The following is a 16,038-nucleotide window of genomic DNA, read 5'->3' as shown; positions in this document are numbered from 1 at the left end:
GGCAATCGTGCCCGGTGCGCTACATCGCGCGCCGGGCATTTGCTTTGCGCCGCGCCTGCGCTAGACAAACAGGATATGGCAAGCACAGCGCCGTGGGTGTTCCGCCTTGGCGCAATCAACGGGTTGATCGATGAATTATTCAAAAGTCTATGGGTTATTCGGGGGCGCCATTGCCGCGGCACTGCTGGCAGCCGCGCCGGCTTACGCAGGGAAGAAAAAGCCACCACCGCCGCCACCGCCGCCGCCGGCACCGCGGATGGTCTATGTCACCTGGAAGCCGATCCCGCCCGAACATGCGGCGCCGGCTCTGGCCTATCCCGCGCTTGGCGCTGATGGCCTCAGGCCCAGCGTGAATCGCAACATTTCCCCGGCGCAGACCACCTGGAACCTGCGTTCGGGCTATAACGTTGCTGCGCTTAACTGCCAGAATGCCAAGCATGCGGCGATCGTGGTCAATTACCGCGCCTTCCTCAAGGCGCACGCCAAGGGATTGCGCGCCGCCAATGCCAAGGTCGACGCCGAATGGCGGGCCAAGTACGGTGCCAGCTTTATCCGGGCCCGCGAAAAGTTCATGACCGAAGTGTACAACCACTTCGCCATCCCGCCGGTCCAGCGGGCATTCTGCGATGCTGCGCTGGCGATGAGCATTGATGCCAAGACGGTGAAGCCGGCTGACCTCAATGCATTTGCCGCGCGCACCTTGCCCAGCCTGGAGATCGTTTTCGACGATTTCTTCAAGCGCTATGATCAGTACCGCCTCGACATGGCGGCATGGGAGACGCAGTGGGGCAAGGACGCTGTGCCGGGAACCCTGGTGATCGCTACGCCGCAGAATTCGCCGCCCGCCGTGGCGGTGGCCGGGGCCGCGTCGACCGCAACCAAGTAGTGCAGATTGTTCTTCCAAGCGTGCGGCCTCTTCGCTAAGGGGGCCGCTCGCGCGGGGGGCTTGCTCCTTCGCATGCGCACTGGAACGGGGCCGTAGCTCAGATGGGAGAGCGCGTCGTTCGCAATGACGAGGTCAGGGGTTCGATCCCCCTCGGCTCCACCAGTGCCTTGCCATTCGCCACATTCCGGCCTGCAAATGGCGACTTTCTGCGCTTCCGGTGCTCACGACCCGAATGGTCGCTGCGCGCCGGTTCTCGAACGTCACCATTTTCGGCTCGGACTGAGGCGAATGGCAATGCACTGGTCCGCCCGCACCCGCTCAGCCTGAGCTTGTCGTCCCGAAGGGGATCGAAGCTCAACGCCGCGCGCGACAGACGCCTCCAAACCCGTTAGACAAACCCCATGCATTTTCTCGACCAGGCCAAGATCTATATCCGTTCGGGCGCAGGCGGCCCGGGAGCGGTCTCGTTCCGGCGGGAAAAGTACGTCGAATACGGCGGCCCTGACGGCGGCAATGGCGGCAAGGGTGGCGACATCGTGTTCGAAGCGGTGCCGGGGCTCAATACCCTCATCGACTTCCGCTATACCCAGCATTTCAAGGCCCAGCGCGGAGTCCACGGATCGGGCAAGAACCGTAACGGTGCGGCGGGCAAGGACCTGGTCATCAAGGTGCCGATCGGCACCCAGATCATTTCCGACGAGGATGGCGAAACCGTGCTGGCCGACCTGACCGAGGCCGGGCAGCGCGTGATCCTGCTGGAAGGCGGGATGGGCGGGCGCGGAAATGCCAGCTACAAGACCAGCACCAACCGCGCCCCGCGCCAGCACCAGCCGGGCATTCCGTTCGAGGAAATGTACGTCTGGCTGCGGCTCAAGCTGCTGGCCGATGTCGGCCTGGTCGGACTGCCCAATGCCGGCAAATCGACCTTCATCAACCAGATCACCAATACCAAGGCGAAGGTCGGCGACTATGCCTTTACCACGCTGCGCCCGCAGCTGGGCGTGGTCCGCCACAAGAACCGTGAATTCGTGCTGGCCGACATCCCCGGCCTGATCGCCGGCGCAGCCGAAGGTGCCGGGGTGGGCGACCGCTTCCTTGGCCATATCGAGCGCTGCCGCGTGCTGATCCACCTGATCGACATCAACGGCACCGATCCCGCCGAGGCGCTGGAAATCGTCGAGGACGAATTGGCCGCCTATGGTGAAGGTCTGGATGAAAAGCCGCGGCTGATCGCGCTGAACAAGATCGACACGGTCGACCGCGAACTGGTCAATGCCTTCATCAAGGAACTGAAGGCAGCGGGGGCGGACAAGATCTATCCGATATCCGGGGCCACCGGCAAAGGCATGACCGCCCTGCTTAACGCCGTCACCACCTTCCTGCCTGCCGCTACCGGGACCGAGCGTCCGGCTGGTGAGCAGGAAGAAGGCGACGATACGCCGTGGTCGCCGGTCTAGCATGGGCGCTGCGCTAGCGGGCACTGCCACGACGTTAGGCCAGGGATCGGCAATGCCCGCTCCTCACCGCGAACATTCTGAATCCCTAAGCGTCGCCGCCTTGTACCGGTTTACGTGGTTCGACGATTGCGCGGGCCTGCGCCAACCGCTTGAGCAGCTGTGCCGCAAGCACGGCATCCGCGGCACCCTGCTGCTTGCGGCCGAAGGCATCAACGGCACAATCGCCGGGCCGTCCGCAGGTATTGACCGGGTGCTGGCGCACATCCGCGCCTTGCCGGACTGCGCTGACCTTGACGTCAAGATGTCGACCGCGTCGACGATGCCGTTCCACCGCCTGAAAGTGCGGATCAAACACGAAATCGTGACGATGGGCCAGGCTGACCTGGATCCGCGAACCAGCGCCGGAACCTATGTCGAACCGCAGGACTGGAACGCACTGATCGCCGATCCCGAGACCATCGTGATTGATACCCGCAACGATTACGAAGTGGCGGTTGGCACGTTCGAACGTGCGATCGACCCGAAGACGGCCAGCTTTCGCGATTTTCCGGCGTGGTTTCGCAGCGAGCGCGAACGGTTGCTTGGGACCGGCAAGCCGCCCCGGGTGGCGATGTTCTGCACCGGCGGCATTCGCTGCGAAAAATCGACGGCCTTCCTCAAGCAGGAAGGGATCGACGAAGTCTATCATCTCAAGGGCGGAATCCTGAAATATCTGGAGACGGTGCCTGCGGAGCTCAGCCTGTGGCGGGGCGAATGCTTCGTCTTCGACCAGCGGGTGACGATCGGTCACGGCCTTGCCGAAGGCAGCCACGCGCTGTGCCATGCCTGTCGCCGCCCGGTTAGCGCCGAGGATCAGGAATCCCCCCTCTTCGAAGCCGGTGTACAGTGTCCTGCCTGCCATGCCGAGCGGACCGATGCGCAACGCGCCTCCTATCGTGAACGCCACCGACAGGAGATGCGCGCCGCTGCACAGGGCCGCGCGCATGTCGGCGCAGTGCTTGTGCAGCAGCCTGACGATGGCGCCGACTGACGCCGTTCGATCAACCCCGGTTGCATCCCGTTCGCAAATCCGTAAGCGCTAGGTCATGACCATTGCCCGCCTGTCGCAACTCGCCGAAACGGCCGCCTGTCCGCGCCTGGTGGTCAAGGTCGGATCGTCGCTGCTGGTTGGCCAGGACGGCGTACGGCGCCAATGGCTCGAAGGGCTGGTGGCAGAAATCGCCGCAGCCAAGGCGCGAGGGCAACAGGTGATCGTCGTCTCCTCGGGGTCGATTGCGCTCGGCGCGGCTCGGCTCGGGCTGGACAAGGGCGGGCGCGGCAGCCTGGCCGATGCCCAGGCGGCGGCAGCGGTGGGCCAGATCGCCCTGTCGGGGCTGTGGGCCGAACTGCTTGGCGCGCATGGGCTTACTGCGGCGCAGCTTCTGCTGACGCTGGAAGATCTTGAGGATCGCCGCCGCTACCTCAACGTTACGGCAACACTGACCCGGCTGCTCGATGCCGGTGCGGTGCCAGTGATCAACGAGAATGACAGTGTCGCCACCCAGGAAATCCGCTTTGGCGACAACGATCGGCTGGCGGCGCGCGTTGCCCAGGCGGCGCAAGCCAGCGCGGTGCTGCTGCTGTCCGACGTCGATGGCCTGTTCGATCGCAACCCGGCCGATCCTTCTGCCGCGCTGCTGCCCGAAGTGCGCGGCGTGACGGCGGAAATCCACGCCATGGCCAGCGGCGGCAGCTCGTCGGGCATGGGCTCGGGCGGGATGACCAGCAAGTTGCAGGCGGCGGAGATCGCCGAACGCGCCGGGATCGCCCTGGCCATCGCCTCGGGTCTGCATGATGCGCCGATCGCCCGGGCGACCGAGCAGGGGGTGGGCACGCTGTTCCTGCCGCGGCGCAAGGACGGGGGGCGGAAGGCCTGGCTGGGCGGGCGACTGCGGCTTAAGGGCGCGCTGGTGGTCGACGCCGGGGCGGCGCGCGCATTGGCCAAGGGATCGAGCCTGCTGGCCGCCGGGATCACGCGCGTCGAGGGTGCGTTTCAGCGCGGCGACGCTGTGGCGCTGCAAAGCGAGAATGGCACGATACTGGCCCATGGCTTGGCCGAATACGACGCGGCGGAATGCGCCAGCCTGATGGGCCGGCAGTCTGCCGACCACGCTGCGATCCTGGGATATGCCCCGCGATCGGCAGTGGTTCACCGCGATCAGATGGTGATGCTGTGACGCTGGCGGTTACCGGGGCAACGGGTTTTGTCGGGCAGGCGCTGGTCGACCGGGCGGTACAGGCGAAGGTTGATGTGCGGGCATTGGCCCGGCAGCCTCAGCCGGTTCGCACCGGAGTGGAATGGATCGGCGGGAGTCTGGCCGATTCTGGCCAATTGCGTGAACTGGTGCGCGGGGCTGAAGCGGTGATCCATGTCGCGGGCGTGGTCAATGCGCCCGACCCAGCCGGGTTTGAAAGTGGCAATGTTGCCGGCACGTTGAATGTTATCGAGGCCGCCCTTGCCGAAGGGGTCCAGCGCTTCATCCACGTGTCATCGTTATCCGCGCGCGAGCCGGAGCTGTCGGTCTATGGTGCCAGCAAGGCGCGCGGCGAAAAGCTGGTCATGGCCAGCGGGCTTGACTGGACGATTGTACGCCCGCCCGGAATCTATGGTCCGCGCGATACCGAATACCTCGACATGTTCAAGCTGGCACGCTGGGGGGTGTTACCGGTGCCGCCGCAGAACGGCCGCAGCTCGCTGCTCCATGTCGACGATCTGGCCCGCCTGCTGCTGGTACTGGTTCCCGGGGGTGAAGGCGTGTCGCATCAGGTGTTCGAGCCCGACGACGGACACAAGGGCGGGTGGAGCCACTACGAGTTGGCCCGCGCGATCGGCTGGGCAGTGGGGCGCAGGCCCAAGGTGCTCCACCTGTCGCGCGGAGCACTGGAGCGCGTGGCCCGGGCCGACCGCTTTCTGCGCCGCGAAAAGGCCAAACTGACGCTCGACCGGGTCGGCTATATGGCCCACCCCGACTGGGTGGTGTCCAACATGGCGCGCCCTGCGCCAGAATTGTGGAAGCCGCAAGTGCCGACCCGGGACGGACTGAAAGCCACGGCAAAGTGGTACCGCGACAACGGTTGGCTCTGATCCTGGGCCTAAGCAGGTGCTTAGACGCAAGCAGCTAAGCGTCTGTCCCTCGCGTGCGACACGGATTGCGATCACCTGCAGTCATCTTTCGCAGGAGAAGCATCATGCAAGTCAGCACCGGCCAGCCCCGACGCTGGGATCCGATTGTCAAAGTGACCCATTGGGGCATTGTCGCCGCAGTCATCGGCAATGCCCTGGTGACCGAAGAAGGATCAGGCTGGCACATCTGGGTCGGCTATGGCCTTGCCGCGCTGTTCGCCCTGCGTCTGCTGTGGGGCGTGATAGGCCCGGCGGAAGCGCGCTTTGCCGCTTTCCCACCCAGCCCGGCGCGCGCTCTTGCTCATATCGGCGCGATTCGCCGGGGGGACGTGGTCCACCACCGTTCACACAATCCACTGGGCGCGTTGATGGTCTATGCGATCTGGGCGACGCTGCTGGTCATATCGGCCAGCGGTATCGCAATGTCAGGGCCGCCGCCGGCTGATCCCACGGCGCAGCGCGGCGAAGCGGGCGACAGCGGCGACGATAACGAAGCACGGGAGGGCGATAGTGCCGCCGCGAACCGCCCTTCGCCGCTCGGCGCGCTTGTCATCCCTCCTGCGCGGGCCGATGAAGGCGCAGAGGCCGAAGCAGAAGGCGAGGGAGATGACATGTTGGAGGAGATTCACGAGGTGGCAGTGAACCTTCTCTATGTCCTGATCGCGCTGCACCTGGGTGGCGTGCTGTTCGAAACCCGCCGCACTGGCCGCAGGGTTGTCACGGCAATGTTGCCCGGCGCCGGCGACAGGGCCTGACGGAATAAAGGATGATGCACAGCCCGACTGCCCTGATCCGCCGTCGTGACCAGCAAACGATGCTGGTTGCGGCGGTGATCGTGCTGCAGTCAGTCGCGGCTGCGTTCTTTGTTGCCGATGCGCTGGGTGATCTGACGGCTGATGGCCTGACCCGGCACATCGCGATCGAGGCGCTGATCGCCTTCGCCCTCCTTGCCGGTGTTTTCCTTGGCGCCTGGCACATGCGTGAATTGCTGGCCGACGCCAGGCGGCGCGAGCGGGCCCTGGCCATAGCCTCGGGCGCACTGGCCGATCATGTCGCAATGCGCTTTGCCGACTGGGGACTGACTGCGGCAGAAGCGGATGTGGCGCTATTTGCGCTCAAGGGCTGCGATGCTGCCGAGATTGCCCGGCTGCGAGGGGCGGCGCAGGGCACCGTCCGGGCACAGCTTAGCCAGGTCTACGCCAAGGCCGGTGTTTCCAGCCAGGCCGGCTTGGTCAGCCTGTTTTTCGAAGATCTGCTGGATATTACGGCTAACGCCCCGAAAGCGTCCGATACGGATTGACGGCCGCGCCGTTTATGCGGATCTCATAGTGCAGGTGCGGGCCGGTCGACAGGCCGGTCGATCCGACATAGCCGATCACGTCGCCGCGCTTGACGGCTTGCCCCGGATAGACCGCCATGCGCGACATGTGGGCATAGCGCGATTGCACGCCCTTGCCGTGATCGATCTCGACCGCCTGGCCATAGCCGCCGCGCCAGCCGGCGCTGTCGACGACGCCATCCGAAGTGGCGCGGATCGGTGAGCCATAGGCCGCTGGAAGGTCGACGCCCGAATGGCCGCGGACAATCCCCAGCAGCGGATGAGTGCGCACGCCGAAGCCGCTGGATATGTAGCTGGCGTTGACCGGCATGCCGAAAGGCAGGGTGCCGCTGCCCAGATTGCCCCTGGCGCCGCGCTTGCCCGGGTTCTCCAGGTCATCGCGGCGGCGTGTGGCGGCGACGATATCGACTGGACGACCAACCAGGTCAAGCGCGCGGCCAACCGTGACGCCGGGGGCGGCTTCGGGCGTCTCGTCGTTCCAATCGGCATCGGCATCGAGCGCTTCGACGACCGGCGCTGCAGCAGCCTCGCGCGCGTTCGCAGTCGCTGTACCGGCCAGCAGCCAGGCAGCGATCGCAATGCACGTTATCCTGCCAATGCGGGCAGGATCGCCGGTTGAAACCATGCGAATTCCCCTATCCATCGCCCGGCTTCGTGCCGAGTCGTATGGCTACCCGTGAGGCGGATCATACAACAGGTTGCCGCGATTGCCCCGAAAATTCGCGGCGTGGTTCGGAACGGTACGACTTTGCCGCCGTGCCTTGCCCCAATCGGCGTCAGACCAGCCCCATGTGCCCGGCTTGGTGAAGCCGGTCGATAAAGCCCGGGGTATAGGCGTTTTCCGGATCGTCGCGGACGCACTGGTCAAGGAATTCGGCATCCTTGCCAACCAGGATCCGCCAGCGCCCGGCACGAACCCCGGCAAGGATGATCGCCGCGGCCTCTGCAGCGGACGTCGGCGCGGTATCGCGGAATCCGGCGTTGGCCAGTTCGATCATCTGCGCCTCGCTCAGCGCCTTGGGGTCGATGCCTTGGGCTTCGATGGCGAAGACCAGTTCGTCCGAAACCCCGCCCTGGATCAGCATCGAGTTGCCCGCGATTTCGGTGCCGATGTGGCCGGGCATGACCACAGAACAATGGATGTGCGGCGCGTGCATCGCCAGGTCGACGATCAGCGCTTCGGTAAAGCCCTTCACCGCGAACTTGGCCGCCGAATAGGCGGTGTGCGGCCGGCCCGGGCCGAGTGTAGCCCAGAATCCGTTCACGCTGGAGGTGTTGACGATGTGGCCTTCATCGGCATTCTTCAGCAGCGGCAGGAAGGCGCGCACCCCGTTGATCACGCCGTAGAAGCAGATCCCGAAGGTCCGTTCCCACGCCGCGCGATCACCGGCCACGAAGCTGCCGCCGCCGCCGATCCCGGCATTGTTGAACAGCAGGTGGATCTTGTCGGTGTCGAACTCGCGGCGCACCGCCTCGGCCCAGGCGTTCATTTCCTGCTCGATCGCCACGTCGGCGCGGAAGGTGCCGATCTTGGTGCCCTGCGGCGCGCCATCGCGGCACAGCCGTGCGGTTTCGGCCATGTTGGCTTCGGAAACGTCGCACATGAACACCGAGCAGCCCTCAGCGGTCAATGCCCGCGCCAGCTCGCGCCCCATCCCGGTGCCGCCGCCGGTGATGACGGCGATCTTGCCTGCAAAGTCTTTCATGATTCGTGCTCCCTCCCAGATGCTGTGCGCAGGAGGAACCGATCCAGGTCATTTTGCAAAAGGAATTTGCGCCCGACCAGGCGCAGCGGTCAGAACGCCGGATCGAAGCCTGGAGGCAGTTCGCTGGCCGCGCCGTCGACGTGGATGCCGCATTCGGTCTTGTCCCAGCCGCGCCAGCGTCCGGCGCGGGCGTCTTCGCCCAGCGCAACCTTGCTGGTGCAGGGCATGCAGCCGATCGAGGGATAGCCTTCCGCGACCAGCGGGTGCGCGGGCAGGCCGGTCGCGGCGAAATAGGCAGAGATCTGGTCGCTCGACCAGTCGGCCAGCGGGTTCACTTTCAGGCGTCCGGCGGCATCGCTGGTATCGATCTCGAAGCGGGGCAGCCCGGCGCGGGTCGCGCTCTGAAAGCCCTTGCGCCCGGTGATCGTGGCGTCGAACTGGGTCAGCGCCCCCGCCAGCGGCACGACCTTGCGGATTTCGCAGCAGCCATCGGGATCGTAGGACCAGCGCAGCCCGTTCTCGTCGCGCTTGGCCAGCACCTGGGCGTCGGGGGTCAGGTTGATCAACCCAGTCAGGCCTAGCCGGGCGACCAGCTCGTCGCGATAGGCCAGCGTTTCGGGGAAATGCTTGCCGGTGTCGAGGAACAGCACCGGCACCGCCGGATCGATCGCTGCCAGCAGGTGCAGCAGCACGGCACTTTCCGCGCCGAAGCTGGAAACCGCAGCGATCCGCCCGGCCAGCCCTTCATGCAGGACCACGCCCAGCATCTCGCTGGTCGATACGCCGGCAAAGCGCGCGTTGAGCGCGGCCGCATCGTCCGCGGTAAACCGCGGGCCCGTGTCGAGCAGGTCGATGCGGCGCGCCGGTTCAGCCATGCCGTTTGGCCCAGATGGGCACGCGCCCGTCGCCGGTGGCCTGATAGACCTCGTCCCAGCGGGTAAAGGCGGTTTCGGCATCGGCCGGGTTGACCGGCGGTTCGGGCGCAAACGCGTCGAACCCGCAGCGCCGCAACAGCGCGAGGTGATCGACCGGCAGTGCGCCCACCGCGCGCAGCTCACCGGAGTAACCGGCTTCGCGCAGCACCCGCGCGGCAGAGAAACCGCGCCCGTCGGTGAAGACCGGGAAGTTGACCTCGATCAGCCGCAGCCGGTCGAGGAACGGCAGCAGATCGCGCGCATCGTCGCCGGGTTCGAGCCGGACCGCGGTGGCATTGGTCTGGCTGGCGAAGACGTCGACCGTCACGCCGGGATCAGCCACCGGCTCGTCGTCACGGAAGCGGAACTGCACGTCAACCATAGATCGCCTCCTTGAACGGCGCCATGCCAAGGCGGCGGTAGGTGTCGAGGAAGCGTTCCTCGCCCTGCTTGTTGGTCAGGTAGACTTCGGTGGCCTTTTCGACCGCATCGACGATCCCGTCCTCGGAAAAGCCGGGACCGGTGATCGTGCCGAGCGAGGTGTCGTCGCCCTCGCAGCCGCCGAGCAGCAACTGGTAGTTCTCGGTGCCTTTGCGATCGACGCCGAGGATGCCGATGTGGCCGGCGTGATGGTGGCCGCAGGCATTGATGCAGCCCGAAATCTTGAGCTTGAGCTCGCCGATCTCGGCGCGGCGCGGGGCGAGCCGCTCGCTGAGCTTCTGCGCCACCGGGATCGAGCGGGCATTCGCAAGGCTGCAATAGTCGAGCCCCGGGCAGGCGATGATATCGTCGATCGCATCGAGGTTGGGGGTGCCGAGGCCGTTGGCCTCGAGCTGCTGCCACAGCGCATAAAGATCGGCCTTGCGGACATGCGGCAGGACGATGTTCTGGGCATGGGTCACGCGCAGCTCGTCGAAGCTGTAGGTGCGGCCAAGGTCGGCCATCAGCCGCATCTGATCGGCACTGGCATCGCCAGGAATGCCGCCGACCGACTTGAGGCTGATCGTGGCGATGGCATAGCCGGGCTGCTTGTGCGCTTCGACGTTGCTGTCGAGCCACAGCGCGAAGTCGGGGTCGGAGCGGTCCACGGCGTCCGTTGCCCCGACTTCGAACGGCGGGTCGGTGAAATAGGTCTTGATCCGCTCAAGTTCGGCCAGCGGCGGTTCGATGTTCTGGGTCAGCAGGTGGGCGAACTCTTCCTCGACCTGGCGGGTATATTCGTCCTTGCCCAGTTCGTGGACCAGGATCTTGATCCGCGCCTTGTACTTGTTGTCGCGCCGTCCATATCGGTTATAAACCCGCAGGCAGGCTTCCGAATAGGTTATCAACTGATCGAGCGGAACGAATTCACGGATCAGCGGCGCGATCATCGGGGTGCGGCCCATCCCACCGCCAACATAGAATGCCGCGCCAATCTCGCCGGCCGCGTTCCGGACGATGCGGATGCCGATATCATGCAGCTTCATCGCCGCGCGGTCGGTCTCGCTGGCGATCACCGCGATCTTGAACTTGCGCGGCAGGACCAGGAATTCCGGGTGGAAGCTCGACCACTGGCGCAGCAGCTCGGCGTAGGGGCGCGGATCGACCAGCTCGTCGGCGGCGGCACCGGCGTACTGGTCCGAACTGATGTTGCGGATGCAATTCCCGCTGGTCTGGATCGCGTGCATTTCGACCGCGGCGAGCTCGGCCAGCAGGTCAGGGGTCTGGTCGAGCTGGATCCAGTTGTACTGGATGTTCTGGCGGGTGGTGAAGTGGCCATAGCCGCGGTCGTACTTCTCGGCGATGTCGCCCAGCGCGCGCATCTGGGCGCTGCTCAACGTGCCATAGGGAATGGCGACGCGCAGCATATAGGCGTGAAGCTGAAGGTAGAGCCCGTTCTGCAGCCGCAGCGGCTTGAAGTGGTCCTCGGACAAGTGCCCCTCGATCCGGCGCTTCACCTGATCGCGGAATTCCTCGACGCGGGTATCGACCATCGCCTGGTCGTAGTTGTCGTACTTGTACATCAGATCACCCATTCGCGCGCGTCGGCGTCGGCTGGCTTGAGGGTCAGGTCAGGGCGCACGGTCGGGCCGAGCGCGCGGATGCGGTCCTTGATGTGGGCCGGGCGCACCCCGCCGTCGGCATCCCTGACCGCGTCGATGGCATAGGCGGCATTGACCCGCCGTGCCGCCTCTTCGCGGGCCAGGATCGTATCGGCGTGATCCCCGACGTCGACTGCATCCTCGACGTGGAGCGACCATTGCACGCCGTCCCACCAGGTGACCGCACCAGACTTGAGGTCGTTTCCGGTCAGGATCTTCATGCCTGTGCCTCCAGCGCCAGGGCGCGCAGTGTCTCGAGTTCCGGCGCGGCGCAAACCTCGCCAATGATGATGATTGCCGGGCTCTTGACCTTGGCCGTGGCGACCAGATCGGGCAGGCCGGCGAGCGAAGCGCGCAGCACGCGCATCGCGGGGCGGGTGGCGTTTTCGACCACGGCCACAGGCATTTCGGGCGAAAGCCCGTCAGCGATCAGTTTTTCGGCGATCGCCTCTGCCGTGGCCACGCCCATGTAGATCACCAGCGTCCGACCGACGCCGGCCAGACCGGCCCAATTCTGGTCGGACAGGCCCTTGCACTGACCCGCGACGAAGCTGACCACGGAGGCGGCATTGCGATGGGTCAGCGGCATTTGCGCCGCGGCGGCAGCGCCGATTGCCGCGCTGATCCCGGGAACCACCTCAACCGGCACCCCAGCGGCGCGGCAGGCCTCGGCCTCTTCGCCGCCGCGGCCGAAAATGAACGGGTCGCCGCCCTTGAGGCGGATCACCTCACGCCCGGCCAGCGCCTCACGCACCAGCAGGGCGTTGATCTCGCCTTGCTGCATGGTGTGGCGCGCGCGGTGCTTGGCAACCGAGATCATCCGGGCCGAAGGCGGGGCCATGGCGAGAATGGCGGGATCAACCAGCCCGTCGTGGACGATCAGCGATGCGCGCATGATCAGCCGCGCGGCGCGCAGGGTCAGCAGATCGGGATCGCCGGGACCGGCGCCGACCAGCCAGACCTTACCGGGCTGAGAAAGGGGAGTGCTGCTCATTGTTACGAAATGGCCAGACCCGGCGGCAAACGCCAGCGACAATGCCTTGGGGCCAGACTAGGAGAGCTTTAGGCCGCGTCCCATGCCGCCAGCCCGTGGGCCAGATCGGCTTGCAGATCGGCCGGATCCTCCAGCCCGATCGACAGCCGCACGCCAAAGCGATCGGCATTGTCCATGTCGCGCAGCGGCCACGGGCTGGCCGTGCGCAGCTTGGCCGGATCGACCGGGGTGACCAGGCTTTCGAACCCGCCCCACGAATAGCCGATCCCGAACAGGCCCAGGCCATCGATGAAGGCGTCGCGCGCCTTGCCGTCCTTGCCCTTGAACACGATCGAGAACAGACCGCAGCCGCCGGTGAAATCGCGCGCCCACAGCGCGTGGCCGGGTGATCCGGGCAGCATCGGACAGAGCACCCGGGCGATCTGCGGTTGCTGCTCGAGCCAGGCGGCGAGCGCCGCGGCACTTGCCGTTTCGCGTTCGAGCCGAACCCCCATGGTTCGCAGGCCGCGCAGCGCCAGCGAGGCATCATCGGGTGACACCACCAGCCCCAGCCCTTGCGCGGTGCGGCGCAGTTTGGCGTAGAATGCCTCGCCCGCGCTGGCGCTGCCCAGCATCAGGTCGGAATGGCCGCCGACGTGCTTGGTCAGGCTCATCACGCTGATGTCGGCGCCGTGTTCCAGCGCGGCAAAGCCCAGCGGCCCGGCCCAGGTGTTGTCGAGTACCACCGCCAGCCCACTGGCGCGGGCGGCGGCGGTCAGAGCGGGGACGTCCTGCACTTCCAGCGTCAGGCTGCCCGGGCTTTCCAGCAGCACCGCCTTGCAGCGATCATCGATTGCCGCTGTGAACGCCGCAGGATCCTGCGGATCAAACCAGCGGGTCTCAATCCCGAAATCCCTGAGCAGGCCGCGCCCGAGGTTGCGGGTCGGCTCATAGGCGTTGTCGGTCATCAGCAGCACGTCGCCGGGGCGCAGCACCGCCATCAGCGCGCCGGCCAGCGCCGACACGCCCGAGGGATAAAGCACCGTCCCCGCCGCACCCGGCTCCAGCGCGGTCAGCGCGTCGGCCAGCGCCCACTGCGTCGGCGATCCGCGGCGGCCGTAATAGAAATGCCCGTCCTCGTTCGGCTTGCCGGCATTGAGCGCGGCAATGTCGGGGTAGAGATGTGTCGAGGCGCGCCAGACCGGCGGACTGACGACAGCGCCCGGCTCGGACGGGGTACCGGTCCAGTCGGCACGGCGCCCACCGGTTACCAGCCTAGTCGCCGGAGAATGGTCGTCGCTGTCGGCCCCTACCACCCTACGCCGCCGCGCCGATTTCCTTGGGGGTATCGGCATCGGCGCCCCATTCGCTCCAGCTGCCGTCGTACAGCGCGGTGTCGTCCTTGCCCAGCAGGTGCATGGCGAACAGCACGACCGAAGCGGTCACGCCGCTGCCGCAGGTGGTGACGACGGGCTTGGACAGATCGACCCCAGCGTCGGCAAAGACCTGCTTCAGATCGTCCTTCGACTTGAAGGTGCCATCGGCGTTGTACAGTGCGGTGAAGGGCACGTTGCGTGATCCCGGAATGTGGCCAGCGGCAATGCCGGGGCGGGGATCGGCATCTTCGCCGGTAAAGCGCGCCGCGCCGCGTGCATCGACCACTTGCTCTGCCTTGCTGTGCAGGTTGGCGAGCATGTCGGCCTTGGTCCGGACATCCTTGTCGTCCTGCCAGGCGGTGAAGTGGCGGTGGCGCAGCACTTCCTTGCCCTGGGTCAGCGGACGCCCTTCGGCCTTCCACTTGGCAATCCCGCCGTCGAGGATCGCGACATCGTGCGCGCCGAACATCTTGAGCATGAACCAGGCGCGCGCTGCGGTCTTCACTGCGCTGTCATCGTAAAGCACGATCCGGCTGCCATCGCCCAGGCCCAGCGTCTGCATCCGGCTGGCGAACTTTTCCGCCGGGGGCAGCATGTTCTCGACCGGGTTGGCCGTATCGGTCAGGTCCGACAGATCCATGAACACCGCGCCGGGGATGTGGCCGCCTTCATATTCGGCCAGGGCATCGCGCCCGGTTCCGGCCAGGTGCTTGGTGCAGTCGACGATCCTGAGATCGCTGGCGCCCATCTCGTTGGCCAGCCATTCGGTCGATACAAGACTATCCATGTGTTCGCGTCCTCCTCGCGTTCCTGCCGTGCAGGATGTGTGACCGGCAGCGCTCCTCTCGCTGCACTTGCGAAAAGGGTAGCGACCCGGACGCGCGGCGTCGAGGGGGGAATCCGGGTTTAGCTGACCGCGCGCTGGCCGATCCGCGAATAGGTCCGCGGACCCAGGTCAAGCCGGAACGGACGCAGCGCCGCGCCGGGGTTTTCGGGCAGTTCGCCGACGACGAAGGTCTGCACGCTGACCAGCGGACCGCCCGATGGGGTGCTTGCTTCGACCCGCAAACGCGCCAGCGGGACGAAATAGGCGGCTTCTCCGGCGCGAATCGGCGTTACGGAGGTCAGCGGCAGGCGGAAGTCACCGGTGAACTCTGCGCTTTCTCCCGGGGCCAGCGAGACAAGGGCGTGGCGCAGCTCGAGCCGGTGCGCACCGTTGGCCATCTGCTGTTCGGGCGGCAGTGAAGAATGGGCCGAAACCATGTCGCCTTCGACGGCCAGCGCCGACAGCGCCTGGTCACCGCGATTGGTCACGGTCAGCCGGTAGTTGAGCGTTGTGGCCAGCAGTGAGGCACTCATCCGCGTGGCCACCAGCGCGATGTCGAGCCCGTTTGGCTGGGCAAAGACCGGTGCCGGAATGGGCCCGGGTGCCGAAGCAGGGGCCGGCGTCTGGGCATGCGCTGTGGCCGGATCGGCCTTGACCGGCTCTGGCTCTTTCGCACGAACGACTGGCGGTTCGAAGGCCACTTCGACCTCGCGGGCGCTGCGACCGCGCCACCACCACAGGGCAGCGAACAAGCCGGCAAGCACCGCCATTGCGCCGGCGATCCACGGCCAAATGCCCGGGCCTTGCGTTCCTTGCGCGGGTGCTGCGGCGGTCGGGGTGTCGTTCAGCGGCGCGCTGGGCATGCCAAAGCCGGGGGCGGGCACTGTTTCAGCCGATGGACCGGGCGCGGTCTCTGTCGGCACCGGCGCGGCAGGCGCGCCGGTGGCCAGGCCGGGCCGGCTGATCGGTGCGGCGGCAGCGCGCGGGGACGGCGCAGGCGTGGCCTGCGGGCGCGGTACGGGCTGGGACCGCGCAGGCGGCACAGCAGTAACCACGGGAGAAGGGGTGATCGTCGGCGCCGCGCTGGGCTGCGCTGCGGGCGGTATTGCCCGGCGGACAACAGGCGCATCGGGATCAACCGGGCCTTGCGCCTTGGGATCTGGCGTCGACGTTGCGCCGGGCAAGCGATAGTCGCTGACCGACTGCGCGCTGGCCGCTTGCGCTACCAGCGCCAGGCCAAGCACGAGCGCACCCCGCGCCGCTTTGAATTTGCCCCCCGAACGCTGCATCAAACCTTCAATCCCCATCAACGATCGC

Annotated in this window: 17 protein-coding genes and 1 tRNA gene; 8 read left to right on the top strand and 10 right to left on the bottom strand. The window is 66.4% G+C overall.

Going from position 1 to position 16,038, the window contains the following annotated elements:
* The first annotated feature begins 130 nt into the window (after nucleotides 1-130).
* The 8 genes from ACFFF7_RS03080 to ACFFF7_RS03045 all read left to right on the top strand — a co-directional run bounded on the left by ACFFF7_RS03080 (nucleotide 131) and on the right by ACFFF7_RS03045 (nucleotide 6,806).
* Nucleotides 131-886, top strand: a complete 756-nt coding sequence (locus ACFFF7_RS03080; RefSeq protein WP_379479888.1) for a hypothetical protein — start codon at nucleotides 131-133, stop codon at nucleotides 884-886.
* Nucleotides 887-972: 86 nt separating this feature from the next.
* Nucleotides 973-1,048 (top strand) — tRNA-Ala (locus ACFFF7_RS03075).
* 239 nt (nucleotides 1,049-1,287) lie between these two features.
* Entirely contained in the window at nucleotides 1,288-2,343 is a 1,056-nt protein-coding gene (gene obgE, locus ACFFF7_RS03070; RefSeq protein WP_379479887.1) for a GTPase ObgE, read from the top strand.
* A 52-nt stretch (nucleotides 2,344-2,395) separates the two neighbouring features.
* Complete coding sequence (trhO, locus tag ACFFF7_RS03065; RefSeq protein ID WP_379479886.1) at nucleotides 2,396-3,373, top strand: oxygen-dependent tRNA uridine(34) hydroxylase TrhO; 978 nt, start codon at nucleotides 2,396-2,398, stop codon at nucleotides 3,371-3,373.
* 55 nt (nucleotides 3,374-3,428) lie between these two features.
* Complete coding sequence (gene proB / locus ACFFF7_RS03060) at nucleotides 3,429-4,559, top strand: glutamate 5-kinase (RefSeq protein ID WP_379479885.1); 1,131 nt, start codon at nucleotides 3,429-3,431, stop codon at nucleotides 4,557-4,559.
* Nucleotides 4,556-5,467, top strand: a complete 912-nt coding sequence (locus tag ACFFF7_RS03055; protein ID WP_379479884.1) for an NAD-dependent epimerase/dehydratase family protein — start codon at nucleotides 4,556-4,558, stop codon at nucleotides 5,465-5,467. Before proB ends, ACFFF7_RS03055 begins: the two co-directional genes overlap by 4 nt.
* Nucleotides 5,468-5,571: 104 nt before the next feature.
* Nucleotides 5,572-6,261, top strand: a complete 690-nt coding sequence (locus ACFFF7_RS03050) for a cytochrome b/b6 domain-containing protein (protein ID WP_379479883.1) — start codon at nucleotides 5,572-5,574, stop codon at nucleotides 6,259-6,261.
* Nucleotides 6,262-6,272: 11 nt separating this feature from the next.
* Nucleotides 6,273-6,806, top strand: a complete 534-nt coding sequence (locus ACFFF7_RS03045; protein WP_379479882.1) for a helix-turn-helix transcriptional regulator — start codon at nucleotides 6,273-6,275, stop codon at nucleotides 6,804-6,806.
* Here ACFFF7_RS03045 and ACFFF7_RS03040 read toward each other — a convergent pair.
* The 10 genes from ACFFF7_RS03040 to ACFFF7_RS02995 all read right to left on the bottom strand — a co-directional run bounded on the left by ACFFF7_RS03040 (nucleotide 6,775) and on the right by ACFFF7_RS02995 (nucleotide 16,028).
* Entirely contained in the window at nucleotides 6,775-7,470 is a 696-nt protein-coding gene (locus ACFFF7_RS03040) for a M23 family metallopeptidase (RefSeq protein WP_379479881.1), read from the bottom strand. The two genes, ACFFF7_RS03045 and ACFFF7_RS03040, sit on opposite strands and share 32 nt — an antisense overlap.
* A 151-nt stretch (nucleotides 7,471-7,621) precedes the next feature.
* Nucleotides 7,622-8,551: an SDR family NAD(P)-dependent oxidoreductase gene (locus ACFFF7_RS03035; protein WP_379479880.1), complete on the bottom strand. Its 930-nt coding sequence runs from the start codon at nucleotides 8,549-8,551 to the stop codon at nucleotides 7,622-7,624.
* A gap of 89 nt (nucleotides 8,552-8,640) precedes the next feature.
* Entirely contained in the window at nucleotides 8,641-9,426 is a 786-nt protein-coding gene (locus tag ACFFF7_RS03030; protein WP_379479879.1) for a phosphoadenylyl-sulfate reductase, read from the bottom strand.
* The gene (locus ACFFF7_RS03025; protein ID WP_379479878.1) at nucleotides 9,419-9,847 is read right to left on the bottom strand and encodes a DUF934 domain-containing protein; all 429 of its coding nucleotides are present in this window, start codon (nucleotides 9,845-9,847) and stop codon (nucleotides 9,419-9,421) included. The genes ACFFF7_RS03030 and ACFFF7_RS03025 overlap by 8 nt, the downstream gene beginning before the upstream one ends.
* Complete coding sequence (locus ACFFF7_RS03020; protein ID WP_379480457.1) at nucleotides 9,840-11,468, bottom strand: nitrite/sulfite reductase; 1,629 nt, start codon at nucleotides 11,466-11,468, stop codon at nucleotides 9,840-9,842. The genes ACFFF7_RS03025 and ACFFF7_RS03020 overlap by 8 nt, the downstream gene beginning before the upstream one ends.
* Entirely contained in the window at nucleotides 11,468-11,767 is a 300-nt protein-coding gene (locus ACFFF7_RS03015; protein WP_379479877.1) for a DUF2849 domain-containing protein, read from the bottom strand. The genes ACFFF7_RS03020 and ACFFF7_RS03015 overlap by 1 nt, the downstream gene beginning before the upstream one ends.
* Nucleotides 11,764-12,540, bottom strand: coding sequence for a uroporphyrinogen-III C-methyltransferase (cobA, locus tag ACFFF7_RS03010; RefSeq protein ID WP_379479876.1), 777 nt, complete (start codon nucleotides 12,538-12,540; stop codon nucleotides 11,764-11,766). The genes ACFFF7_RS03015 and cobA overlap by 4 nt, the downstream gene beginning before the upstream one ends.
* A gap of 68 nt (nucleotides 12,541-12,608) precedes the next feature.
* Complete coding sequence (gene metC / locus ACFFF7_RS03005; protein ID WP_379479875.1) at nucleotides 12,609-13,835, bottom strand: cystathionine beta-lyase; 1,227 nt, start codon at nucleotides 13,833-13,835, stop codon at nucleotides 12,609-12,611.
* A gap of 1 nt (nucleotide 13,836) precedes the next feature.
* A complete protein-coding gene (gene sseA / locus ACFFF7_RS03000) occupies nucleotides 13,837-14,682 on the bottom strand; it encodes a 3-mercaptopyruvate sulfurtransferase (protein WP_379479874.1) in 846 nt (281 codons plus the stop codon).
* A gap of 119 nt (nucleotides 14,683-14,801) precedes the next feature.
* A complete protein-coding gene (locus ACFFF7_RS02995) occupies nucleotides 14,802-16,028 on the bottom strand; it encodes a hypothetical protein (RefSeq protein ID WP_379479873.1) in 1,227 nt (408 codons plus the stop codon).
* Nucleotides 16,029-16,038 lie beyond the last annotated feature (10 nt).

This window comes from Novosphingobium aquiterrae, assembly GCF_042434435.1.
GTDB classification, from domain to species: Bacteria; Pseudomonadota; Alphaproteobacteria; order Sphingomonadales; family Sphingomonadaceae; genus Novosphingobium; species Novosphingobium aquiterrae.
The sequence above is the reverse complement of the archived record's forward strand: the minus strand, read 5'-3'. Positions and strand labels throughout refer to the sequence as shown.